Annotated in this window: 17 protein-coding genes; 10 read left to right on the forward strand and 7 right to left on the reverse strand. The window is 55.3% G+C overall.

Annotated elements, in window-relative coordinates; all coding sequences use genetic code 11:
• Positions 1–12: 12 nt before the first annotated feature.
• Positions 13–906, reverse strand: a complete 894-nt coding sequence (locus LA756_RS26795) for a hypothetical protein (RefSeq protein WP_224437782.1) — start codon at positions 904–906, stop codon at positions 13–15.
• 103 nt (positions 907–1,009) lie between these two features.
• Here LA756_RS26795 and LA756_RS26800 point away from each other — a divergent pair, with 103 nt between their 5' ends.
• The 5 genes from LA756_RS26800 (at position 1,010) to LA756_RS26820 (ending at position 7,486) form a co-directional block, all read left to right on the forward strand.
• Entirely contained in the window at positions 1,010–2,404 is a 1,395-nt protein-coding gene (locus tag LA756_RS26800; RefSeq protein ID WP_224437783.1) for an MBL fold metallo-hydrolase RNA specificity domain-containing protein, read from the forward strand.
• Positions 2,404–3,267, forward strand: a complete 864-nt coding sequence (locus tag LA756_RS26805) for an LOG family protein (protein ID WP_224440447.1) — start codon at positions 2,404–2,406, stop codon at positions 3,265–3,267. The genes LA756_RS26800 and LA756_RS26805 overlap by 1 nt, the downstream gene beginning before the upstream one ends.
• Positions 3,264–4,061, forward strand: coding sequence for an SDR family NAD(P)-dependent oxidoreductase (locus LA756_RS26810; protein ID WP_224437784.1), 798 nt, complete (start codon positions 3,264–3,266; stop codon positions 4,059–4,061). Before LA756_RS26805 ends, LA756_RS26810 begins: the two co-directional genes overlap by 4 nt.
• A 490-nt stretch (positions 4,062–4,551) precedes the next feature.
• Positions 4,552–6,453 carry a TlpA disulfide reductase family protein gene (locus tag LA756_RS26815; protein ID WP_224437785.1) on the forward strand — a complete coding sequence of 634 codons (1,902 nt, stop codon included), beginning with the start codon at positions 4,552–4,554 and terminating at the stop codon, positions 6,451–6,453.
• Between the two features lie 526 nt (positions 6,454–6,979).
• Positions 6,980–7,486: a peroxiredoxin gene (locus LA756_RS26820; RefSeq protein WP_224437786.1), complete on the forward strand. Its 507-nt coding sequence runs from the start codon at positions 6,980–6,982 to the stop codon at positions 7,484–7,486.
• 204 nt (positions 7,487–7,690) lie between these two features.
• On the opposite strand, the gene LA756_RS26825 is transcribed toward LA756_RS26820, so the two are convergent.
• The 3 genes from LA756_RS26825 to LA756_RS26835 form a co-directional block, all read right to left on the reverse strand.
• Positions 7,691–8,668 carry a transglutaminase family protein gene (locus tag LA756_RS26825; RefSeq protein ID WP_224437787.1) on the reverse strand — a complete coding sequence of 326 codons (978 nt, stop codon included), beginning with the start codon at positions 8,666–8,668 and terminating at the stop codon, positions 7,691–7,693.
• Positions 8,661–9,635, reverse strand: a complete 975-nt coding sequence (locus LA756_RS26830; protein ID WP_224437788.1) for a transglutaminase family protein — start codon at positions 9,633–9,635, stop codon at positions 8,661–8,663. The genes LA756_RS26825 and LA756_RS26830 overlap by 8 nt, the downstream gene beginning before the upstream one ends.
• A 356-nt stretch (positions 9,636–9,991) precedes the next feature.
• A complete protein-coding gene (locus tag LA756_RS26835; RefSeq protein WP_224437789.1) occupies positions 9,992–10,231 on the reverse strand; it encodes a hypothetical protein in 240 nt (79 codons plus the stop codon).
• 217 nt (positions 10,232–10,448) lie between these two features.
• Between LA756_RS26835 and LA756_RS26840 the strand changes: the two genes are divergently transcribed.
• Entirely contained in the window at positions 10,449–11,456 is a 1,008-nt protein-coding gene (locus LA756_RS26840; RefSeq protein ID WP_224437790.1) for a hypothetical protein, read from the forward strand.
• A gap of 168 nt (positions 11,457–11,624) precedes the next feature.
• On the opposite strand, the gene LA756_RS26845 is transcribed toward LA756_RS26840, so the two are convergent.
• Positions 11,625–11,867 carry a hypothetical protein gene (locus LA756_RS26845; protein WP_224437791.1) on the reverse strand — a complete coding sequence of 81 codons (243 nt, stop codon included), beginning with the start codon at positions 11,865–11,867 and terminating at the stop codon, positions 11,625–11,627.
• Between the two features lie 368 nt (positions 11,868–12,235).
• On the opposite strand from LA756_RS26845, the gene LA756_RS26850 reads away from it, so the two are divergent.
• Positions 12,236–15,247 carry a tetratricopeptide repeat protein gene (locus LA756_RS26850; RefSeq protein WP_224437792.1) on the forward strand — a complete coding sequence of 1,004 codons (3,012 nt, stop codon included), beginning with the start codon at positions 12,236–12,238 and terminating at the stop codon, positions 15,245–15,247.
• Positions 15,248–15,258: 11 nt separating this feature from the next.
• Here LA756_RS26850 and LA756_RS26855 read toward each other — a convergent pair whose 3' ends face one another.
• Positions 15,259–16,359 (reverse strand): GNAT family N-acetyltransferase, encoded by a 1,101-nt coding sequence (locus LA756_RS26855; RefSeq protein ID WP_224437793.1) that lies wholly within the window; start codon positions 16,357–16,359, stop codon positions 15,259–15,261.
• Positions 16,360–16,859: 500 nt separating this feature from the next.
• Here LA756_RS26855 and LA756_RS26860 point away from each other — a divergent pair, with 500 nt between their 5' ends.
• From LA756_RS26860 to LA756_RS26870, 3 genes are all read left to right on the forward strand, one after another.
• On the forward strand, positions 16,860–17,801 hold the full coding sequence (locus LA756_RS26860; RefSeq protein WP_224437794.1) for a MoxR family ATPase: 942 nt from the start codon (positions 16,860–16,862) through the stop codon (positions 17,799–17,801).
• 68 nt (positions 17,802–17,869) lie between these two features.
• Positions 17,870–19,117 carry a DUF58 domain-containing protein gene (locus LA756_RS26865; RefSeq protein ID WP_224437795.1) on the forward strand — a complete coding sequence of 416 codons (1,248 nt, stop codon included), beginning with the start codon at positions 17,870–17,872 and terminating at the stop codon, positions 19,115–19,117.
• Positions 19,114–21,579 carry a DUF3488 and transglutaminase-like domain-containing protein gene (locus LA756_RS26870; protein ID WP_224437796.1) on the forward strand — a complete coding sequence of 822 codons (2,466 nt, stop codon included), beginning with the start codon at positions 19,114–19,116 and terminating at the stop codon, positions 21,577–21,579. The genes LA756_RS26865 and LA756_RS26870 overlap by 4 nt, the downstream gene beginning before the upstream one ends.
• On the opposite strand, the gene ychF is transcribed toward LA756_RS26870, so the two are convergent.
• The gene (ychF, locus tag LA756_RS26875; protein WP_224437797.1) at positions 21,569–22,660 is read right to left on the reverse strand and encodes a redox-regulated ATPase YchF; all 1,092 of its coding nucleotides are present in this window, start codon (positions 22,658–22,660) and stop codon (positions 21,569–21,571) included. The genes LA756_RS26870 and ychF overlap by 11 nt on opposite strands.
• Positions 22,661–22,764: the final 104 nt, after the last annotated feature.

Consider the following 22,764-nt stretch of genomic DNA (forward strand, 5'->3'; position numbering starts at 1 on the left):
GATGACGTCCGATTACCTCACCAAGCGGATCGACTCCTGTTCGCCACGAATCGATCCGACGAGCAGTCGCTGATCGTCACCAGAGCGTTCCAACGTTCCTGCGACTTCCACTTTGTCTCCCGGTTGAAAACTCATTTCGTACCCAATGTGATACGAAACCAGTGGCAAGCCTTCGCTGGTTTCATACTGGACCGGAAAGAGGAGACTGTCGTCGCAATTGCCGATTTCTAATTCTCTCCGCTGCGATTCGACCGGCTGGAACGGTTCGCGTCGTTCGGAACTCCACAGCACCTCTTCGTCGGTCAATGCTCCGCGAATGCTAAAGCGTGTTCCTCGAAAATAGCCTTGGTTCGCTTTCCGCTTAAGCATCGTCTCGAACGTGGCATCGTCGACATCGGGAGGTCTTTGAACGAACGAGGGATCGATCGGTTCAAGATCGTCAAACTGGAAGAGCTCCTTCGATTTCAATTGAAAATCGCTTATTACCTCGCTGCCGTAAAGAACTAAGTCGATATCAGACTGAGGATTGCCTTCGCCCCAAAGAAGTGAATCGGTAATTCCGACTTCAAACGGTGGAATGCGACAACACTCGGCCAGTACGTCGATCAGTTCGAGGGCAATGCGATGACGTGGAGCAAGTTCTTCAGTTGAATTCAATAACTGTCGTGTACGCTGCAACGGTTTCAGGTGTTTTTCAATTTGGTCCAGCGGCACGACAATTTTCTCTTTGACGTAGGCTGGATAGTGGTCGCGTAAGTAATGGGTGGCATCCCGATAGCTATCGATCCACTTACCTTCTTTCGTATATTTGAGCCCGGCGGTCACGTGGCCACCCTCGTGTTGATCTCCCAGAACATTGAAGATCAGGCCGTCCTTCGTCAGCAGGTAGTCCTTGTCGCGGAACATCGCAGGGCAATCCTTGAAATGTCAGGCCCATTGTAAACCGGGCGTGAGTGGTTCAGATTAAAGGGTTAGGAAGTCAGGCAACTCAGACGCACAAGGTAGTCGAATGACGCGATTGACGTTTCACGGGGCGGCGGAAACAGTCACCGGATCCAAGTATCTTCTGGAAGCGGACGGGACGAAAGTCCTGATCGACTGCGGTTTGTTTCAGGGACTGAAAGAACTGCGTAAGCGAAACTGGGATCCATTGCCGTTCACCGCTGACTCGCTCGACCGCATCATCTTGACGCATGCCCATATCGATCATACTGGCTATCTGCCGCGGATCGTGAAGGATGGCTATCACGGTCCTATTCTTTGCACGCCGGGCACGAAGCGTCTGGCTGAACTGCTGCTGTTGGATTCGGCGGAAAACCAAGAGCGTGACGCGGAGTACTTCAATTACAAAGGGATTTCGAGCCATAAGCCGGCCCTTCCTCTGTACGATCCGAAAGACGCTCGCAAGGCAATCCAGCAGCTCAAAGCAAAGCCTCGCTCCCAGTGGCATCAGGCAGCTGGACCGATCTGGTATCGCTTTCACGACGCAGGACACTTGCTTGGATCGAATATGATCGAGGTCGAAGTTCGCAACCAAGACCCGCCGCTGCGATTGCTCTTTTCCGGTGACGTAGGGCGATACGATGCTCCGCTTTACCACGATCCTCACGACCCGCCGCGGTGCGACTTTTTGATTTGTGAAAGCACGTACGGTAATCGGGATCACCCTGACGGAAACGTCTTGGATTCGTTGGAAATGGCCATGAACGATGCGATCGAGCGTGGCGGCGTGATTCTTATGGCGTCCTTCGCAGTGGGACGTGCGCAACAGCTGATCTATCTGCTGCAAGTGTTGATGCACGACAAGCGGATTCCAGAGATCCCGATTTATCTTGATAGCCCGATGGCGGTCGACGCGACCGAGATCTTTCGCGATTTTTCGGAAGACCACGACTTGGCCGAAGGCCGCTTGGATGGTCGAGACAGCGTGTTGAACGCGCCGAACGTACACATGGTGCGAAGCTCGAAAGAGTCGAAAGAACTCAACAAAATCAAAGGTCCAGCGGTGATCATTGCATCGTCTGGGATGATGACCGGTGGTCGAATTCTGTTTCACCTTCGACAACGTCTGCCGTGGCCGCAGAACACGGTTCTTGCGGGTGGTTTCATGGCGGCTGGCACCCTGGGACGCAGAATGCAGGAAGGTGAAAAGACCGTCCGAATTCATAAACGTGATGTGCCGGTCAATGCTCATTTGGAATCGATCTCAGGGCTGAGTGGGCACGCAGGTCAAAGTGAACTGATGCAGTGGGTTTCGGGATTACCCAAGCCGAAACTTGTTTTCCTGACGCATGGCGAGCCAGAAAGTGCTTCCGTGTTATCAGGCTTGATGCGGCAACGGTTGGGTTTCCGCACAATCATTCCACGGATGGGTGAGTCGTTTGAACTAGAGGAGCAAGCGTGATGGATCAACATGAAGAACAAAACCTCGAACAAATCATGAATTCTCCGAGCTATGTGTTGCCGGAGCTCGACACCGACTTTCTGCAAAGCGAAGCGATGCGTGGCTTGCGGATGCAGTTAGAGTACACCAAGCCGGACCTCTATCTGCGTCGCAAGAAGATTAACTCGACGATCATCTTGTTTGGCGGCACGCAAATTGTCGAAGAGTCGCAGGCTCAAGAGCGACTCGACAAACTCAAAAAACAACGGGATGAAGAAGGGGATCGACCGCAGATTCAACGAGCCATCCATCGAGCCGAACGACAGCTTGCGAAATCCAAATACTACGACGAAGCGAGGGCGTTCGCCGCGTTGGTGTCGCAGCATTCGTACAACAACGATCGCTACGACTATGTCGTTGTCACCGGGGGCGGACCCGGCATCATGGAAGCGGGAAATCGCGGAGCGTACGATGTCGGAGCACCGACGATCGGGCTCAACATCACGCTCCCCGAAGAGCAGCACCCGAATCCTTATATCACGCCTGATCTCTGCTTCATGTTCCATTACTTCGCAATGCGGAAGATGCACTTCCTGATGCGAGCCAAGGCACTCGTCGTCTTCCCCGGTGGGTTCGGGACGTTTGACGAGCTGTTCGATGCTCTAACGCTCCGTCAAACCGATCGGATGCAGGCCATCCCCATCATTCTGTACGGCACAGAGTACTGGAAACAGGCGATCAACTTCGATTACCTCGCCGACGAAGCAGTCATTCGCGATGAACACCTCGAACTGTTAAGCTTCGCCGACTCGCCGACGGAGGCTTGGGACATCATTCAAAAGTTCCACGCTGCCGATCCTGAAGCCAAGGTGATCGCCCCATGAAGTCTGCCAAGCAACGAACCTTCGGCGACGTCCAACCGGTCGCTCTGATTACCGGCAGTGCGAAGCGTGTCGGACGTGTCATCGCCGAGCATCTCGCCGACGCTGGTTACCGCATTGCCGTTCACGCGAACTCTTCGATGGACGAAGCCAAAGCGTTCGCCCAAGAGCTCAACGGTCGCGGCGTCGAAGCCCAGGCGTTTCAAGCGGAGCTTACCGACGAAGACTCGATCAAGTCGATGGTCGATAAAGTCCACTTTTACTTTGGCCGAATCGACGTCTTGGTGAATTCGGCCTCGATTTTCAGCCCAACCCCCCTCGATGAATTGTCGACCGACGACATCGAGAAGCAGTTTCAGGTCAACACGTTTTCGGTCCTCAATTGCAGTCGCTGGGTTGCTCTTCGGATGCAGGAGCAAACCACCGGCGGGGCGATTGTGAATATCGCGGACTGGTCGGTCGTTCGACCAGCTCATGGGTTCTCGGCTTATATTGCCAGCAAGGGAGCAGTTGTTACCTTAACTCGTAGCCTGGCCATTGATTTGGCGGCGAAAAATTCCGCTATCCGGGTCAACGCAGTTCTCCCAGGTCAGGTGCTGCTGCCGGAAGGATCGAGCGACGAGAAGCGTCAGGCGGCGATCGATGCCACGTTGGTGAAGCGTTTGGGCGAGCCTGACGATGTGGCTCAAACCGTTCGTTTTCTCGTCGAAAGTCCTTTCATTACAGGGGTTTGCGTTCCTGTGGATGGCGGCCGCACGATTTTCAGCGGGCAATTCGATGACGCCACAGTTTCGTAGTCAGGGTAGAGTCGCTCGCTATTATCGCGAAGGAATGTCCAAGCGCCGAGCAAAACGCTTAGCGGGGCTTCTCCGCCTCTAATTTCCGGACCGAACGTGTCGGAAAAGGGCTCGATAAGGACTGATTGCCCGCACGGGTCTTCAATAAGTCGCGCATAAAACGTGTACGTTTGGACAATACTTCGTTAGAATATGTGTCACAGCGGTTCACGGCACTCGTTTTCTGAAATTGGGGAGCGGAATCGTCCTTAATCTTGGCAGGACGAATGGCGTTTAAGATGCCCCGGACGAACCCTCTTGCCGGGACGCTGCTCGATGTCGTTGCTAGCGAGGAGCACGTGCTCTCCTGGGATACCCCCACTGGGGTGCTCGTGCCAGCAAGAATCTTGGAAATCGGCGCTGTGTCGATTGGGCGATTCCTCTAGAATTCCGCCGCGACTTTCCGTGGGCAATCGGGAAGGATCCGAGAAATTTCATCAGGAAGTGTTCCATGCGAGTTCAAGTGTTGCTGAACAAAAGTTGTTGGTCGGCTGCGATGGCAGCTGCGGCAGGGCTGATGTTGGCTGGGTGTGGTGGCGGCGACGCAAGTCCACCGGCGGCCAGTATCGAACCATCAACCAATAATTCGGCGCCCGTGGCAGCCGCTCCAAGTACGTCGCAACCGACCACGCAAGTGGCCGCGAGCACGGGGACGGAAACACCAGCCAATCCGGCAACGAGTTCCCCTTCACAGCCGGCCATGCAAACACCGGCCATGCAAACGCAGTTGACGGCCAACAATGCCGCTGCTCCTGCAGCCAATCCACCCGCTGCGGCGGCTCCTGCTCAAGGGGCTGCGGACATGCAAGTCAACGCCGGTGGTGCCGCGGCTCAGCCAGAACTGCCTCCGCCGATGACGCCTGCGGAATTGGCCGCTCAGATGGACTTGGACAACGTTCCTAACGGGACGCCAACCGAGCTTTTGACGTACATGAACAACCTGACCGCGGTTCCGTTTCCTGACAACGCCACCCCGGAAGAACTGCGACAGTTTGCCACCAAGGTTTACTCCAACGTGATCACCGCGGCCGATAAGCTGATGGCGGTTCCTGGAGCGACTTCGGAAGAACGCAAGAACGCTGTGCAGTTCAAGTTCAACGCCTATGAAATGCTGATTCAAATTCTGCCGAATCAAGCCGACCAGATTCGCCAGGAACGAATTCAGTTCGCTCAAAATATTGCCGGTTCCAACGATCCAGAGGTCTCGCGATTTGCCCGCTTGTTCCTCTTTGAACAGATGCTGGCCCAGTTTGCTGCCGGCGAGCCATCGCTGTTCCAGCCGGTTCTGGAAGACTCGCAGTACATCATTCAAGATCCCAACGCCGATATCATGCACTTTGGCGTCGCTGAAAATGCGGCGACCGTGTTTGCTCGTATGGGGCATACCAACGAAGCGGTCACCATCCTGACCAACATGAAGAACTCCTTCACTGGGGCCAAGGATGAGAAGCTGGCCGAGCGTGCCAAAGAGCTGGACGACATGATCATGCAGTACAAGATTCTCGGCACGATGATGGCCGCCGCCAATGGCGACGAAGCATCGGAGGATCAGTTGGTTGCCGCCATTCGTGCGTGGATTGCTACGAAGCCGAAGGACGACTTGGAACCGCTGCAAATGTTGTCGACCATCGAAATGCAGATGGAAGATTACCGCAAGATGCAGCTGGCTCGTAAGCTGGCCAACCTGATGCTGGAATTCTATGGGAATCACCCTGATCCCCAAGTGGTCGAATCGGTCAATATCTCGGTCAAAAATGCTGAAAAGCGAACCGGGCTGATCGCGAAGCCATTCGTCGTCGAAGGCAACAACATGAACGGGACCCCGTTCGATTGGAGCCAATACAAAGGCAAGTGGGTTCTGGTCGACTTCTGGGCGACTTGGTGTCCGATCTGCATCGAAGAGATGGAGAACATCAAACAGGTCTATCAGAAGTACCGCGCCAAGGGCTTCGAGGTGGTCAGCATCAACTTGGATGACGATCCCCGTGCTCGTAGTGCGTTCTTCCAAAGCAACTCGTTGCCATGGCCGACTGTCGTGAGCGCCGACCCTGACAACACCGGTTTCAAAGACCCCAACGCTCAACGCTGTGGTGTCGAAGCGTTGCCGTTTTTGGTTTTCGTGGGTCCTGACGGAACGGTTGTGGAAATCAATCCACGTGGCGAACGTTTGGAAGAACTGCTGCAAAGTGTCCTGAACCAAGGAGCCGGCGGTGTTCAATCTTTGAGCACGCCAACGGCCAACGTCACGCAGCCTATTCCGGGAGCGACTGGCCCTGCTAATCGCGGCCAGGTTCCTGCTGGTGGTGTACCTGGGACGGCCGATTCCGAAGTGAATCTTCGCGTCGTTCGCTAGTCACCGGCGCCGATTGTCGAAACAGAACGAAAGCCACGGTGCGATCATCGCCGTGGCTTTTTTCGTGCGCAGGAGCAAAAGAATGGTCGGCCCTTGTGCCCCGTGCCATGCCGTTGTCCTCCTCGACATGCGCTTCACCTCGGCGTTTTATGGTACCTTGAAAGGAAATGCGGCCACAAGAAGCCATGGCATGTGGCTTGAATTGTATGGTTACGTTCCAGACAGTTCTAACGGTGTGCAATGGCTTCCTGTTGGCTTTGGCGATACCGATTTGAAGGTCGGTATCACCCGGACTGTAGACAGGCTCGATGTGTACAGAGATGCGCGAACCTAGTTTGCCCCTCACCCTGACCCTCTCTCCGGAGGGGCGAGAGGACCGGAGCGGGGGAGGTCGTTTCGTTAAGTCCTTCCCAATGATTCGTTAAAAATTGGGCAAAGCGTTAGCCAGGGCACGGTTCGCCATCGGGGTGGAGGTAACTCTATAATCACCGTTGTGGTTCAACTTGGAAATTCGAGGAGAAAAATCATGTTTGCGAAGTGGGTTAGCAGTCTGTGCGTGTTGGCGGTCGGTTTGATGGCGTCGGCGGTTTCGGCGGCGGAACTGAAAGTGGGCGATCAAGCCCCAGCGTTTTCTTTGAAAGGAGAAGGGGCCGATACGATCAACCTTTCTGACTTCGAAGGAAAGAAGTTGGTGGTGACGTTCAACCGTGCCAATTGGTGCCCCTTCTGCATGAAGCAAATTGTCGATCTGCAAAAGCACTACGATGCCATCAAAGATGAAGGAGCCGAACTGCTGGTCATCTGGCGCGAAGAAGCGACCGGGAGCGAAGGTCTGAAAAAGATCCGCGACCGAACGAAAGCGACCATGCCGTTTGCATTGGATCTGGAAGCGGAAAAGACCGGCGCGTACAGCACCGAAGGTTTCGATACCTACGTGATCGACGAACAGGGCAAAGTGATCGCCGTGATCGACGGCGTGAAGAAAGAACGTGCCATGGGAGACGATATCCTCAGCGCGTTGAAGAAGAAATAGACGACCGATTCGAAGCGACAAACATGCCCACGCAGACGTGAGCATGGCACCCAAGACAACAGTCGTAAGATGGCTATCGATGTCCCGCATCGGATAGCCATCTTTTTTGCGCTGTGGTAATGGATTGGTTGGTACCGGTTTGAAAACGGGTACCAACCTGGGATTGATGAGCGTTCGCTGCATGCGGTCGCGAACGAAGTAAAGCTAATTCGCTCGCGGTGGTTCTTTGGTTTCCGGCGGAAGCCAACTGATGACCGGCGGGGCAGTTCCTTTGTAGTCTCGGATGGCGAGTTCCTGCTTGACGTAGTGTTGCGGGCGACGGTTGCCGGGGATGCGGAAGTTGTCTCCCTTTTGCAGGATCGGGCGTTTTTCGGGCGAGACGCCGAACGGGAAGTTGCTGGTCATTTCGACGGCAACCCAGCGGTTTTCGCCATCGGCGGTTTGCGTGAGGAACTCGGGATAACAGTGCCCAGGAACCCAGACGGTTCGCGCGGGGATCTCGCCGGCGCGACATAACGCAACGAATAGGGTCGTCATCTCTTCGCAGTCACCGCGACCTTCGTCAAGGGCAGCGAGTGCTCCTTTCATCGGGCCGTTCTCGTAGGTGACGTTTTCGTGGACGTAATCGTAGTAGGCTTCCGCTTTTTCCCAGATCGAAGCATTGGGCGGAGCCAGCGATGTGGCGAGCGCGGCGATCTTGCTGTCGCGGCTTTCGATGAACGGACTCGGCAGCAGAAACTTGCGTGCGTCGCGAGCGAGATCCTTTGTGCCGGGAACGGTCAGCTTTTGTGGTTGGGCAGGGGCCTCGATTGGTTTTCGATCGACCCGAAAACGCAGCAGGACTTTGGCCGAATCGCCGGCCGCCATGCGTGGAATATCGACGCGGGCCTGTTTGGTGCCGTCGAGATCGACGAAACGTAAGTTCGCACTGGCTGGATGCAGCTGCTGATCGATCAGTTCGACCGTTTGATCTTCCCACGCGGCCGGCACGGGAAACGTCGCCGAGACACCGAGCGCCGGGCCGGCAACTTGCAACGTGAAACCGGTCTCGAAGACATTCGGATCGTTATCCTGCGTGCCGATTGAAGGGGCCGGACCGAACTGGGCCGATACGTTTCCGCTGAAAACGATCAGCAATAGCAGCAGGGCAGGGAAGGGGCGTTTCGCCAGGGATCTAACCACCGAGCACCTCGCGGACGAATTCGACTTGGGGCTTACCGCCGCCACGAACCGACTTGCCGCTGAGCTTTTCGTTGACGAAACGGACAGGGTCTTTGCGGCCGGGGATGCGGAAGTTGTCCCCTTTCTGCAGGATGATCGGATGATCGGGCATTTCGCCGAACGCACGATCGCCGGCAACGCGGCAAGGGTACCAATGGCCAACGCCTTCGGCATCTTCCAGGTAGAACTCGGCATAGCTGGAGCTAGGAATCCAAACCGTTCGGGCCGGAATGTCCGATGCACGGCAGAGGGCGATGAACAGCCCAGTGACGTCCTCGAAGTCTCCTTTTTCTTCCCGCAATGCGGTCACGGCGTTGGTAGGCTTCATCGAGGTGTAGCTGATGTTGTCGCGAACCCAATCGTAAATGGCTTCGACTTTATCCCAGTCGGATTCAATGTCTTTGGTGATCTCACTCGCTTTGCGGCGGATTTCGCCATGGCGGGATTCGATATAGGGGCTCGAGCCAAGATAGCGCCGCATGGCCAGCGGAAGCCGTCGCGGGACGATCAGCCCCGAGGTATCTTCCGGCGGTGAAGCGGAACGGCGTTCGACTTCCACCGTAATAACCGCCACAGCCGTTTGCCCAGGGTTGAGCCGCGGAACCGAGATCATCATCTCTTTGACGGTTCCTTCCACGAGTCGGTACCCAACGCGGCCGATTTCAGGCGAAATTTCTTCGTCCGACAAACGAACCGTTTGTTCCGGCCAATCGGCGGGGACAGGAATCGTTGCGGTAAGTCCAGCACAAGGACCGCCGACCGCTTGGATTTTGACGCCAACTTGGTACTTGGTTGTCTTCGCCGTCCCTAGAACGGTGGCCGATTCGGCCTCGTCGGGCTGAACGTTTTCAAATTGGGCCCAAGCCGTTTGAGGGCAGAGGATCGCCAGTACAAGCAAAACAGGTAGAGCGAGGGTGGTTCGCAGCATGATTCTCATCAAAGAGATGGAAGATCGAAGGGGTTCGTGTCTTCCGTGAGCACCGTCGGGCAAGCATTCCTTCACCGGCCGCTCTCTACTCTATCTTAGTCATCGTGCACGCGACGGGCGAATCTGGGGAACGGAATTGAGACAGTCGCCCCAAGAATTGGGTGTTCTAAGAGCCGCAACTGTTTTATCAGTCGTGCCGAATACACGGACTAAAGCAGATAAGCCAGCGTAGCTCTGCTCGATCGACCGAAGAGGGTTAAAGCCATAAAAAAAGCCACCTTGCGGCTGCGAGACATGCTCGATCGCAAGGTGGCAAGTTAGTTCGTTGCCGTTTGGCGTAGTGCCAAGGGGGCTGCTTAACGGCCTGGTGGCAAGGTTTCAACCGATGGCGAAACGATGACCGAAGAGCCGTCGTTGTACGAACCTTCGTACGAAATTGCGGGTTCGTAGTTCGTAATGGTGGGGCTGATCGATTCAACAGGTCCGCAGCAACCACTGTTGCTCGATTGCCCGCCGAACAGATTACCCCCGCAGCGACAACCGGACGTTGCGGCAATCAATGCCACGCACGTCAGCATTAGCGTAAAGCGCTTCATGGGAGGTCTCCTCATGGGAACGTTGCGACTGGGGAAATGTACAAAGCACAGGTTTGGCTGCCAAACACTACCCCACAACTAACGATGTGCAACTTGAACATGAGAATTTCTCGCAACATTGTGTGTTGAAAAAAATCATCACATGTCACTTTTTAGATGGTAAAGTTACTGCGATGGATTGCGTGACCGCCAAACTCCCCCCAAGCCTGTAACTTTGATGAACGCTTACGTTTTGCCTGCCCTGACGATTCGCTCGTTCTTATTTGCCGCGCTGTTCCTGCTATTGATGGGAACGTCAGCGTCCGCGGCGACGTCGGGCTATCGCGAGTCAATCGACGGTTATCCGTGCGGCTATACCTGCAAAACGCCACGACCGGGAGACGAAGTCTTTCTGCTTTCCACGCGCTGCCTGCCAGGCGGATGCGGGTGGGAGCTTCCTGTCGAAAAGATTCAGGTCTCGCAATACCTCGTCGGCGAAGGATGGGTCTCGGTGCCGTGGGAAGCTTTTATCGAAACCCAATCGCCCGGCGGCCTGACAAGTATCTACGTACACGGCAACTGGATGGATTCGTACTGGGCCGAACGCCGCGGCTGGGAGATGTACCACGAAGTCACACGCGGTCTGTCGATGGATCAAAAGATTCGTCACATCATGTGGTCCTGGCCAACCCAGGAAGAACCCAAGCCGCTGCGTACCGTTCGCGAGCATGCGGTCCGTGCCGATGACGATGCCTACTATCTCGCTTCCTACTTGATGACGTTACCAGCGGAAGAACAAGTGTCGCTTTCGGCATTCAGTCTCGGCTCGCGTGTGGTCACGGGAGCATGCCACCTGATGGCCGGCGGATCGCTGCGAGGACGAGCCCTTCCCGAGCATGAAACCAACGTCCATGGTTACCGTGTCGCGTTGTTTTCGGCCGGAGTGACCTACTCGGCGATCTATCCGACTGGGCGAAACGGCATGGCGTTGGACGTCGTCGATGCCATGTACAACGCCTTCAACGGGGCCGATAAGATCCTGAAGTTTTACCGCATGGCGACCCAACGCAAGGGAGACGAAGCGGCCGGATACATTGGTTTCAGTTTGAGCAGCCAACAACGTGACAAAGTCGAGCAAGTGAACGCCTCGAACATCCTCGGCAAAGAACACAGCTGGGACAACGTCGTCTGCGCGTACTGCCTGATGGAACGTGCCCGCGACTATTTGCAGTGGAAAGAGTTATAAGGAAGAGTCGCTGGCGAGCGTTTACGAAGTGGCATGTCCGCTGCGGAAGTACCGCTCGCAGCTACCAACGGCAGCCGATTAACTCGCGACTAGCGCGCAGCAAAACACCGCGCTGCCGGGTGAATGCAACGCGGTGCTCCGTGTTGTACGGTGATCGCGGGAAGCGAATTAGTAGCCGGAGTTGCCTTGGCGGGCTTCTTCTTCGGCTTTGTAAGCTTCCATGGCGTCCGATTCACGTTGCAGCTTGAATTCCGGACCTTCGGAATAGTACTGAACGTCGTCGCTCATGTAGTAAGGGCTCGGCAGCGTTTGTCCGCCGACATCCACTTGGCATCCGGTTCCAGCCAACAGAGCAAGACATCCGAGGCCGGAGTACAACGTGGTTTGAATCCAGGTGCGTTTCGTTTCCATCCTTGGAAGTCTCCACCAAGTCGGCGAGCGGTTCGTCCTGAACCACATCCATGTTCGCCGCGGGCTGTAAGGGTCGCGTAAGTGAACAACGCATGGAATGCGTAAAGTCGTTACATCCGGTATCGACTTGTGAAGGACGAAACTTTGCATCAAAAACGGGAAAAACCGCCACATGCAGCCAAATCGTCATATTCGATACAAATTGTCACTTGAAACGATAGCACCGCTGAGTCGGCTTAAACCTTTCAGGCACCGCAAATTGGGCCGCTTAGGTAGCTAACGTTTTGTCTTTTTCGATGAAACCTTTTCACTTGGGGGGTAGAATGGCGTGAACACCACCGCATTTGCCATCCCGAAGGAGCTTGCCGATGTTGTTGGCTAGCAACCGACCTCTCTTACTCGTCCTTTTCACCATCATTGCTGGCATGCTGCTCCCCAACATCGCAGGGGCACAAAACATGCGCCGCAGCACCGTGGTGCCCTCCGATGCCTATTTTGCGGGGTTCATCCCTTTCTATCAGGGAGATTACGAAAGCGCCGGCGAGGTGTTCAATTCGGCCGCTCGCAGCGGGGTTCGTTCGACCGAAGGACGCTGGGTCGATTCGATTTGCTACTCCACCATGCTGGGGGAGTGCCATTTTCAGATGGGAAACAACGCGCTGGCATTGGAAAATTACAACACAGCGTTACTGCTTTACGTACAGAATTCCAACTGGATGATGCGCATCAGCCCTGATGGTTTGCAGCCGATTGGTCCAGTCAGCAACGACCCTCGCGGGAACATCACGTGGGGCACTTCGAGCCGCAACACGGCCATCGGGGCATTCCCTGATTCGCTGCCAACTTTCCAGGGAAACACAGACGCTCAGAACCAAGACGTGGTGCGCGGAGGGGGAGTCCTCTCGTCCAGTCGAATTATGCCGCTACGTGCGAAGGAAATCGCCCGTTGCGTCGGCCTGGCCATTTATCGACGGCAAGAGATCTTGGGCCCCATCAGCAAATACGATGGCCTGACGGGGCAGTTGGTCGGAATCTTACAGCGTCGTCCGGCTCCACCAAATCATTGGACAGGCGCCTGGGTGGATGTGCAGCATGGCTTGGCCCTTGCCGCGGCCGGCAAAACCGAGGAAGCGGTGCAAGTCTTGCAGCGAAGCCTAACCACGGCTGGCACGTACGATCATGATCTGACGTCGCTCGCGCTGCTTCAGCTTGGAAGAATCGCCCTCGAACAGCAAGACTATCAAGCGGCTCAAAACTATTTCCTGGAAGCCAGCTATACGGCAGTCGCGTTTCAACAGTATCAGCAAGTGGAAGACGCGCTGGATGGTTTGTCGCACTGCAGCATGATCACGAAAGCTGGCCAGATGCCGCAGGGCTTATTGGCAATGGCCAACTGGGGAGAACTGCGGAAGTTGGATGCGTTACGAGCGAAGCTGAGCCTGGCGTTGGCAGAAGCGAACTCGTACTTGGGGAATCTGCAAGCGGCGAGTTCAGCTTTGGAAGATGCCCGCCGAGCGATGAATCGTCGATCGATGCGTCAAGGACGTGTCGGGATTCGTTACGGATACCTCTCCGCGCTGTTGGCATTCCAAGGAGGCAATGCGGCTCAAGGGACATCCAACTTCGCCTCGGCCGTGGCCGCGAACCGCAAAGTCTCGACACGAATTTATCAGACCGAGATGACCAATCAGCTGTTCGTCTCGAACTCGATCACGGAACGTTCGGCCCAGTTGCTGTACGACGACCTGCTTCGTGAGCCAACCGATGCCGACTGGATTTCTGATCCCTTCGAGACATTGACGGTGTTGCTGACGCCCAATGGCAAAGCAATGGAAAACTGGTTCAACACGGCCATGATGCGTAAGCAACCAGAGTTGGCGTTGGAACTGGCCGATCGAATCCGCCGGATGCGTTTCTTCGCGACGTTACCGCTTGGTGGCCGCATGTTGGCGCTGCGCTGGGTGTTGGAGTCGCCTGCTGCGGCGCTCGACACGAAAGGGAAATTGCAGCGGCAAGACCTGATGGCAAAGCACCCTGAGATCAAAGTATTTCAGGATGAAGCAAAGCGTTTGCAGCGGGAACTGGTGCAAATCAGTTTGCAGCCGGATGACAAAGAGTCGTACGCGAAGCAGCGAAACATTGCCGAAGAACTGAAAAAGGTTTCCGACGGTTACGAAGTGTTGTTGGGAGCGATTGCTCTGCGTCGGACGCCGAGTGAGTTCCTCTTTCCGCCCCTTCGTTCGACGGCCGAGATTCGAGAGAAGTTGGATGAAACGCAGTTGGTGCTGACGTTCTTCAACACCACGCAAACCGTCCATGCGTTTCTGTTTACGAAAAAGAATTACGTCCACTGGACGCTGGAGAATCCGCGTGAAATCAAAGGGCAAGTTGGCGACTTGCTAAAACAGATTGGCCTGGTCAAACGAGATGCTCCCGTTCAAGCGAAGGGACTTGCCGAGACCGAATGGAAGACGACTTCCAGCGAACTGTTGCAGAAGTTCATACCGTCGTTGAAGCCTGGATTCTGGAATACGTACTCGGAATTGGTAGTCGTCCCGGACGATGTGCTGTGGTACGTTCCCTTCGAAGCACTGCACACCGATGACGGACTGGGGGCAGGTCACACCGTGCCGCTTTCGGAAGTGATTCCGATTCGATACGCTCCGACGGCCAGCCTGGCAGTTCCTCAGAAAGATGCCCGGCCGCGTCCGCAGAACACCGCGATTGTGGTGGGGCGTTTGTTCAACTCGGACGACTCGGACATCACCGAACAGCAGTTTGATCAGTTGAAAGATGTCTTTGTCGGAACGGATCGAATCGATCGTCCACCTGTCGCGCCGTCGAGTATCTTGGCGAAAGTTTGGGATCAGATGGTGGTGATCGATGACAGTGAAGACGCCAACCGAGGCGACATCTGGAGTTGGTCTCCGGCCCAAGCCGACCGCAGCAAGTCTGGCAGCGAATTGGCAGCCTGGCTGAAGTCGCCGCTGGGTGGTCCCGAGGTGATCTACCTGCCGGGGTTCCATTCCGGTGCAGAGGATGCCTTAAAAGGGAACACTACCGGAAACGATATCTTCCTAACGTCGCTCGGCTTGATGGCGACTGGATCGGAAACGGTGGTGCTGAGTCGTTGGCATTCCGGCGGTTCTGCCAGCATGGCCATTGTCGAAGGCATTGGGACACGATTGGCCGAGATGCCAGCAAGCACGGCCTGGCAAGAAGCGATGGCGGGAGTTCGCGAAATGCCTTTGGAAGGCAAGAAAGAGCCACGGCTGAAAGGAAGCGGAGCCGACATTCCGCAGACGCTCGATCACCCTTACTTCTGGGCAGACATGATGCTGATCGATACCGGCATCCGTCCCCGCGAAGAAGACCCGTAGTGGCAACGCGGCTACGCGGCCGGTCGACCATACTTCCACCAATGCCCCATGCGTAGCACGTTGGCGGCAAGGGAAAGTGGAGCGTAGTGGCAAATTCGTTGCGATGGCATTTCTCGGTTGGTCCATCGCGACTTGATATCGTAATGCTCCGGGCCAAGGTCAATCAGCTTGTCCCCTCGTTCGATCGAATCTCGGATTTGATGCCCCATCATCATAGTGCCAGGGCTGATCTGTTTGCTGTCTCGTTCGTACCCGATGCGAGTGCCAAGGATGTTTCCCTGGTGATGGAAGTTGTAGCCAAACGCGATCATGCGGTCCTTTTGCCGTAGCGAGACCAAATCGATCATGCCCATCTCGGCGGCTTTGACAAAGCAAGCTCGAAAGTAATCGGCCGCTTCCGGATGGCTGATCGTGGTGCCGGTCGTCGAACAGGCCTGCCACGTTCGTTTGGCAAGCAGGACGCACTCGTCATAAAGATCGATCGCCGAAGGTTCAATCGCATGAACCGAAGGGGCAGGGCGATAGCGGTGAAACGTCACACCATGCTGTTCACCCTTGCGAAGCGTACGACGAACGGTTGCACGGAATTTCGAGCTGCGCGTGGCCAGGTAATCGTCGAAGTCGTCCGGCAATGCGATGCCGTAAGAGGTGTTCCACGGAATGGCGATTGGGGTCATCCCTTGGCAACGCATCGAATGGAACGCTCGTCCTCGATCGACGCTTGGATCGACAAATCGAATGTCGATCATGTCCCATGTACGTGGAATCGCTTGCAGATATTGCATCGCCGCGTACCAGGTAGCGGTCGGTTCGCTGCCGATCGGACTATAAAACGGGCCCCAGCCATCCAGCGGGAAGTTCAGAGTCCGCAATGTTCCGGCTTTGGTCCGTTCGTTTTGCTCGACCAGCGGCAAGATCCCTTTGATCTCGCAGCCAACTTGGAGGAGTAAAACCCGCAATTTCTTGCCGTGTCCGAAAAACTTCCAGTATGTTTCCAACCACGGCAGGGTTTGAAAGAACGTCGCATTGGGAGTCCGGCGAAAGAGCCGATTCCAGAAGACCTCGTAACCGCGTAGGTCTTCGATTTCGTTGATTTCGATCACTTCTGACATCACTTCGTCCCCCAGGCGAAACAAACGATTCGACGCAGAGGTAGTTAATGCAAAGTGGATGCCACACTTGGGGGGAAGCTTTTGAGGTAGGCGTGAAAATGCTCTAAGTGGCAATGCGGAAACAAGTTACGGGAATCACCATTGCGTCAGGTAAAAACAGGCGAAATGATGCTAATTCACAACACTGTTTCCTGAACGCCACCACGGCCGATGTGACCCGGTCGGAGAATTCCTGACAATCGGCGTGACGTTAACATCTGAAACGATGGGATGTTGCGGCCGATTGTAAGGTGTGTGTTGAGATCCTTTTCGGCATGTTCGCCCACGAAACGTTTTCCAGAACGCTACTTTTCCTCATCGATTCGCTATAATGACCCGGCTGAAACGAATCGTGAGGTGCGGTACCTTTGGGACAGTCGCCTGACGTTTGGTAATGCCTACCGCGAGTCGACACCGACGAAGAATATTTAGTGAAGATCAGCACGTGCAAGGGATATTGAATGCCAGCCGAGCTCCTAAGCCTCGTATCCGAGTTGGAATCGAATATCAATCAAGTCGTGGTCGGAAAGCCCGACGTGGTTCGGAAATGCCTGGTGGCGTTATTAGCGGGAGAACACATCCTGCTGGAAGACGTTCCTGGGGTCGGTAAAACGCTGATGGGCAAAGCCCTCGCTCGAAGTGTCTCTGGTAACTTCTGCCGCCTTCAGTTCACGCCAGACCTTTTGCCGAGTGATATTGTCGGCTCGAATATCTTCAACTCGAAGACCAACGAGTTTGTCTTCCACCCTGGGGCGATTTTCTCGAATATCGTGATCGGGGACGAAATCAACCGATCTTCTCCTCGAACACAAAGTGCGTTGCTGGAAGCGATGAGCGATCGACAGGTTTCGATCGACGGCGAGACGCACAATTTGCCGCGGCCATTTATGGTGATCGCGACGCAGAACCCGTTTGAGTTCGAGGGGACCTATCCACTGCCGGAAAGCCAACTCGACCGATTTTTAATGCGGATTTCGATGGGCTATCCCGATCGGGCCGCCGAACGAACGATTCTCGAATCGCACCGAATCGGTGAACCTGTCGAGGAACTCTCGCCGGTAGTGACGTGCGAACAAATTGTCCAGCTGCAAGAGTCGGTTCGTAAAATTGAAGTCAGCGAATCGATCAGCGAGTATCTGCTCGATATTATCGACGGAACGCGAACCAGCGATGACTTGCAAGTCGGAGCGAGTACGCGAGCAGGGCTCAGTCTATTCCGCGCCGCACAAAGCCATGCGTTGTTGGATGGCCGTGACTATGTGGTGCCTGACGACGTGAAAAACCTGGCCGTTTCGGTCCTGGCGCACCGCGTGATTCCCAAGGGATTTTTGCACGCCGGTCAACGCGAAGCGGTCGAGTCGATGCTGGCTCGTATCGTGGATGAGATTTCGATTCCCGTCTAAGGGAAGCTTACCAACGTTTGGTTCCCACCGGGGAACGCACGACTCCGAAAGAGGCAAGCGACAGGCTTATGTCCGAAGCCGGATCGAGAATGTTCTCGTGGTTCCGCTTGCGTGGTGTCTCGATCACGCAGGAAGGGACTTACTATTTCCTCGTCTTTATCTTCATTCTGGCGGGGGCTATCGTCCGTAGTACGATTCCTCTGCTGATGATCCTGGCTTGCATGTTGCTGGGGCCGTTGCTGTTCAACTTATGGGTTGTGACCAGCAGTTTGCGGAACTTACGATTTACCCGCCGCGTTCCGTCGCTGCTTTCGTGCGACGAGACATTCTTTGTGGAACTGACGGCGACCAATCCTTCGCGGCGATCGACGTATGCCGTGGTGATCGAAGATAAATTGGAGCAAATCGCTGGATTCGAGCCAGAGCCGCCGCAGCATGTCGATGTCTTTTTTGCGAAGATCGGTAGCCGCGACGAAGCGGTCATTTCCTATAAAGCGGTGATTCGTAAGCGCGGCAAGTACAACGTCGGCCCGCTTTCCGCGACGACTGCTTTCCCGCTGGGCTTGATGCGAAGTACGCGAACCGATACGGCGGTCACGTCGATTGTGGTGATGCCGCGGCTGGGACATATGACTCCGGCCTGGCGGCGTATCATTCAACAGGAAAAGTCTGGCTTCGCTTCGTCGCGTCGGCAGCATGGTTTGCTCGAGGGAGACTTCTACGGTCTTCGCGAGTTCCGAAATGGCGACCCGAAACAGTGGATTCACTGGCGCAGCAGTGCCAAGCAAGGGGAGCTGGTCGTTCGACAATTCGAGAAACAGAACCAGCAAGACTTTGTCTTAGTGATCGATGCCTGGTTGCCTGATTTGGCGACCGCCGAAGATAAGCAGCGAGCCGAAACAGTCATCAGCATGGCCGCTACGGCGGTTCGGGAATTGGCCCTCGTCGGTGGCTGCCAGTTGCAACTGGTATGTTGCGGCGAAGAGTCGGAAACGATTGTCGGAAACGTTTCTCAGGCCTACGTTGCTCAGGCAATGCACGACTTGGCGGTGCTTGTACCGACCAACGATCTTGATATCGGCGAGGCGATGGCTAACGCGCTGCGAACGTCGCGTCCTGGTTCGCGTGTTGTACTGCTGACGACGAGAAATACCGATCTGTCCGATACCGAAGTTTTCGCGGCCGTGTGGAATGACTCGAAGCTGCGAAGTGAATTGGGCCGTGTCAAAACGGTTGCGGCGGGACGGGGCGACGTCGAAATGTTCTTTCACTTGCCTGAACGAGAAAAAGCCAAACCGGTGGAAGGCGTCTCATGAAAGTCGAACGACTACTTCAGATCAGTGTAGCGCTGCTGGCCGCACTTGGTTCGCTTTTTCTCGCCTTTGGACAAGGCTCGAATTCGGCTCTGCCGGTTCTGGCGACCATCGCTGCGTTCATGTCGGTGTACCTGACCGACATCAAGGGTTGGATCACGCTCAATCGTAACCTGGCGAATTTCGCAGCATTGATTGCCGTGGTCTTTTCGTTCTTCGACTTCTGGGGCGACGGCGAAAACAAATTAGTCGCCATTGCAAAACTGCTGATCTATTTGCAGGTCGTGCTGCTGTTCCAGCCGAAGACGACACGCGTTTATTGGCATTTGGCCGTGTTGAGTTTGCTGCAAGTCGTAGTCGCCGCGGCGCTCGATTTTGGCGTCGCGTTTGGCTTGATGCTGATCCCTTACATGTTCACCGCGCTGACGACGCTCTGTTTGTTCTTCGTCTATCGCGAGACGCTGCGTGTCGATCCGGAACTGAAAGCAGCCCACGATGCCGTCGAGAACCGTCCGTTGTTCTCGTTTCTGGCTAAGAAGCCAGCCGAAACGAACGATTCTACCGAGGTATCGACGCCGGCGATCGCACTTTCCGGACAACTTCCAGGCAACTTGGCTTCGGTGTTCACCAGCAGCAAGATGTTCGTTCAGGTGCTGAAGATGAGCTTCTTCACCCTGTGTGCGACGGTGATTCTGTTTTACTGTTTCCCCCGCTTCGATCAGGGGAACTTATCGCAGACGCTAGGAGGCAGTGCCGGGGCGACGACCGGGTTCAAGGATCAGATTTCCTTGAACGATATGGGAAGCATTTTGCAGAGCGATCGCTTTGTGATGCGTGTTCGACTGACCGACTTGAACACCGACACGATTATCGACACCGAGTACGAACCGTACTTCCGCGGCACATCGCTGAGTACCTATTTCCCGAACAGCAAGACGTGGATTGTTGGCAACTTGAAGGAGTATCAAGTTTCCAAGCTGAAGCCGCCACCGTCGGCGAAGAACCTGGTTCGTCAGCAGATTGCGACCAATCAATCGATTCATTTCGATCGCACGAACGAAGGGGTGCTGCTGTTTAGTATTTACCCCGCGTACGCCTCGAAAAATACCGCTCGCGATATCGTCGACAACCAGACGCTCGGGATCGTGTCGATGGAAACGGACGCCCAGGCCCAAGTTCGTCAGCCGGATCAGTACGAGATGCTGGTGCCATGGAACCCGTTTGGAGCGGATGGGGACTTAACGCCCTGTCAGCACCAGTTGGACAACCGAGAATTTCAGCATTACCTAAAGCGGGAACTCACTCAGGTACCGCTTGATAAAGAATTCGCCGACACGCTGTTTGACGGTTTGACAAAAACGGCCGACGAGCTGGTCGAAGAGATTCCTGGAAATGGCGATGAAGAGCCAACGCAGTTTGCTATCGCCCAGCGGTTGGAACGCCATTTTGTGATGGATGGCAATTATACTTATTCGCTTCATGTGCCGCTGCATATGAAGAACACGCGGCTTGATCCAATTGAAGACTTCGTGGTCAATCACCGAACCGGACACTGCGAATTCTTTGCCAGTGCGTTGGCGATCATGCTGCGATCGCAAGATATCCCCGCTCGCGTTGTCGTGGGTTACAAAGGGGGCGAGTTCAATTCGTTCGGCGGCTATTATGCTGTGAAGCAAAAGCATGCCCATGCCTGGGTTGAATGCTATCTGAGTCCCAAGAACTTACCGGTCGGCATTTCCAAAGAAGACTTCCCAAACGGAGCGTGGATGCGACTCGATCCGACGCCTGCATCGCGTCCTTCGCCGAATCGTAAGGACAGCGGTACGGTCTTCGATACGTTCCTCGATTGGTACGACTACGTCGAACTCGCCTGGCGTGATTACGTTGTCGGCATGAACAGCGAGCGTCAAGAGAAAGACATCTATAAGCCTCTGACCGATAACCTGGTCAAGCCGTTCGAGGGCTGGGTCAGCCGCGAGCAATGGGTGAAGTATTTCCGCGATAGCCTCGCCGCGATGGGCATTCACATGAGCGACGAGTGGTTTAGCGGGTTCGCTTCGATCTTCACGATGCTGGTTTTGCTCGTGATTGTTGTCATCTTTGAGGTGGTCCGGACGCTTTCGCGGCGGTATTGGCCGGCGGTCAAACGGATGTTCCTGCGGTGGTTCCCCAGTCGCACGCATCGGGCCGGGTTCTATTTCAAAGTTGAGAAACTGCTTGCCAAAGCGGGCTGGCAGCGAAAAGAATCTGACACGCCCCGCGAGTTTATCGACTCGGTGATCGCCGATTGCCGCTCTCGAGATATCGGGGGCGAGATGCCGTCGGTCCTCGCAGAACTGATCGATTGGTACTATCAGATCCGCTTCGGGGGCAAGACGCTGGCTCCTGCTCAGCAAGAGGCCATTGGCGACCATCTGCTGGTCGTCGAGCAGCAGATGGTCATCTTGCGGAAGACTAAACGTTAAACAGGAAGTGGCAAATGTCTCCGTCGTTCATGACGTAGCTTTTGCCTTCGACGCGGAGCTTGCCAGCTTCGCGGATTGCTTTTTCGCTTTTGAACTCTTCCAAGTCTTTCAGCGAGTAGACTTCCGCTCGGATAAATCCACGCTCGAAGTCCGAGTGGATCACTCCGGCCGACTGAGGTGCCGTGGCACCGACCGGAATTGTCCAAGCACGAACTTCTTTTTCGCCTGCCGTAAAATAACTTTGCAGGCCCAGCAGTTTGTAAGCGGCTCGGGCCACAACTGCGAGGGCTGGTTCTTCAAGGCCGACACTTTCGAGCATCTCTTTGCGGTCGGCATCGTCCAGTTCGATCAGTTCCGACTCGATCTTGGCACACACGGGAACGACTTCGCCCCCTTCTTCCGCCGCACGAGCTCGCACACGCTGAACGATTTCTCCCTCGCCGTCGAGGTTGTCCTCGTCGACGTTGGCGAGGTAAAGCACGCTTTTCGCCGTTAGAAGACCATAGTTCCGCACGATGTTGAACATCTCGGGGTCGTGCCAATCGGCGGAACGCAGCGGCTTACCGTCCGCCAGCAGGGCGTGGCATTCGTTTAGGATCTCGACTTTCGCCTTCGCCTCTTTATCGCCGGAGCGTGCGGTACGCGAGGCTTTGTCGCGAGCCGATTCGACGGTCTGCAAGTCGGCCAGCATCAATTCGGTATCGATCGTTTCGATGTCGCGAATCGGATCGACGCTGCCGTCAACGTGAACGACGTTCGGTTCCTGAAAGCAGCGCACAACGTGGATAATGGCATCCACTTCGCGAATGTGCGAGAGGAACTTGTTGCCCAGGCCTTCCCCTTCCGAAGCACCGCGGACAATGCCCGCGATGTCGACCAGGCGCAGGATGGCTGGGATGACTTTTTGGGTCTTGATGTAGTTTTGAATAACATCCAGCCGCGGATCTGGCACCGAAACGATCCCGACGTTCGGCTCGATCGTGCAGAAGGGGTAGTTCTCGCTGGCGATGCCTGCGGCGGTTAACGCGTTGAACAGGGTCGATTTACCGACATTCGGCAACCCGACAATTCCGGCTTCCATGAACTCTCGCTTGCTTGGCAAAAAACTAGAATTTCAGGCACGCCCCACAAAAGCGGGCCCTCTTCGCTTGGCAGCACAACGAGTGATTTTACCCGAAATGAAAA

The sequence above is a fragment of the Bremerella sp. TYQ1 genome (assembly GCF_020150455.1).
GTDB lineage: Bacteria > Planctomycetota > Planctomycetia > Pirellulales > Pirellulaceae > Bremerella > Bremerella volcania_A.

Bases quoted from the DNA above. Each gene is read 5' to 3' on its own strand.
- LA756_RS26800 (WP_224437783.1), top strand. From the start codon at position 1,010: ATGACGCGATTGACGTTTCACGGGGCGGCGGAAACAGTCACCGGATCC.
- LA756_RS26840 (WP_224437790.1), top strand. From the start codon at position 10,449: ATGAACGCTTACGTTTTGCCTGCCCTGACGATTCGCTCGTTCTTATTT.
- LA756_RS26830 (WP_224437788.1), bottom strand. From the start codon at position 9,635: ATGCTGCGAACCACCCTCGCTCTACCTGTTTTGCTTGTACTGGCGATC.
- LA756_RS26870 (WP_224437796.1), top strand. From the start codon at position 19,114: ATGAAAGTCGAACGACTACTTCAGATCAGTGTAGCGCTGCTGGCCGCA.
- LA756_RS26820 (WP_224437786.1), top strand. From the start codon at position 6,980: ATGTTTGCGAAGTGGGTTAGCAGTCTGTGCGTGTTGGCGGTCGGTTTG.
- LA756_RS26845 (WP_224437791.1), bottom strand. From the start codon at position 11,867: ATGGAAACGAAACGCACCTGGATTCAAACCACGTTGTACTCCGGCCTC.
- LA756_RS26865 (WP_224437795.1), top strand. From the start codon at position 17,870: ATGTCCGAAGCCGGATCGAGAATGTTCTCGTGGTTCCGCTTGCGTGGT.
- LA756_RS26855 (WP_224437793.1), bottom strand. From the start codon at position 16,359: ATGTCAGAAGTGATCGAAATCAACGAAATCGAAGACCTACGCGGTTAC.
- ychF (WP_224437797.1), bottom strand. From the start codon at position 22,660: ATGGAAGCCGGAATTGTCGGGTTGCCGAATGTCGGTAAATCGACCCTG.
- LA756_RS26860 (WP_224437794.1), top strand. From the start codon at position 16,860: ATGCCAGCCGAGCTCCTAAGCCTCGTATCCGAGTTGGAATCGAATATC.
- LA756_RS26815 (WP_224437785.1), top strand. From the start codon at position 4,552: ATGCGAGTTCAAGTGTTGCTGAACAAAAGTTGTTGGTCGGCTGCGATG.
- LA756_RS26795 (WP_224437782.1), bottom strand. From the start codon at position 906: ATGTTCCGCGACAAGGACTACCTGCTGACGAAGGACGGCCTGATCTTC.
- LA756_RS26810 (WP_224437784.1), top strand. From the start codon at position 3,264: ATGAAGTCTGCCAAGCAACGAACCTTCGGCGACGTCCAACCGGTCGCT.
- LA756_RS26805 (WP_224440447.1), top strand. From the start codon at position 2,404: ATGGATCAACATGAAGAACAAAACCTCGAACAAATCATGAATTCTCCG.
- LA756_RS26835 (WP_224437789.1), bottom strand. From the start codon at position 10,231: ATGAAGCGCTTTACGCTAATGCTGACGTGCGTGGCATTGATTGCCGCA.
- LA756_RS26850 (WP_224437792.1), top strand. From the start codon at position 12,236: ATGTTGTTGGCTAGCAACCGACCTCTCTTACTCGTCCTTTTCACCATC.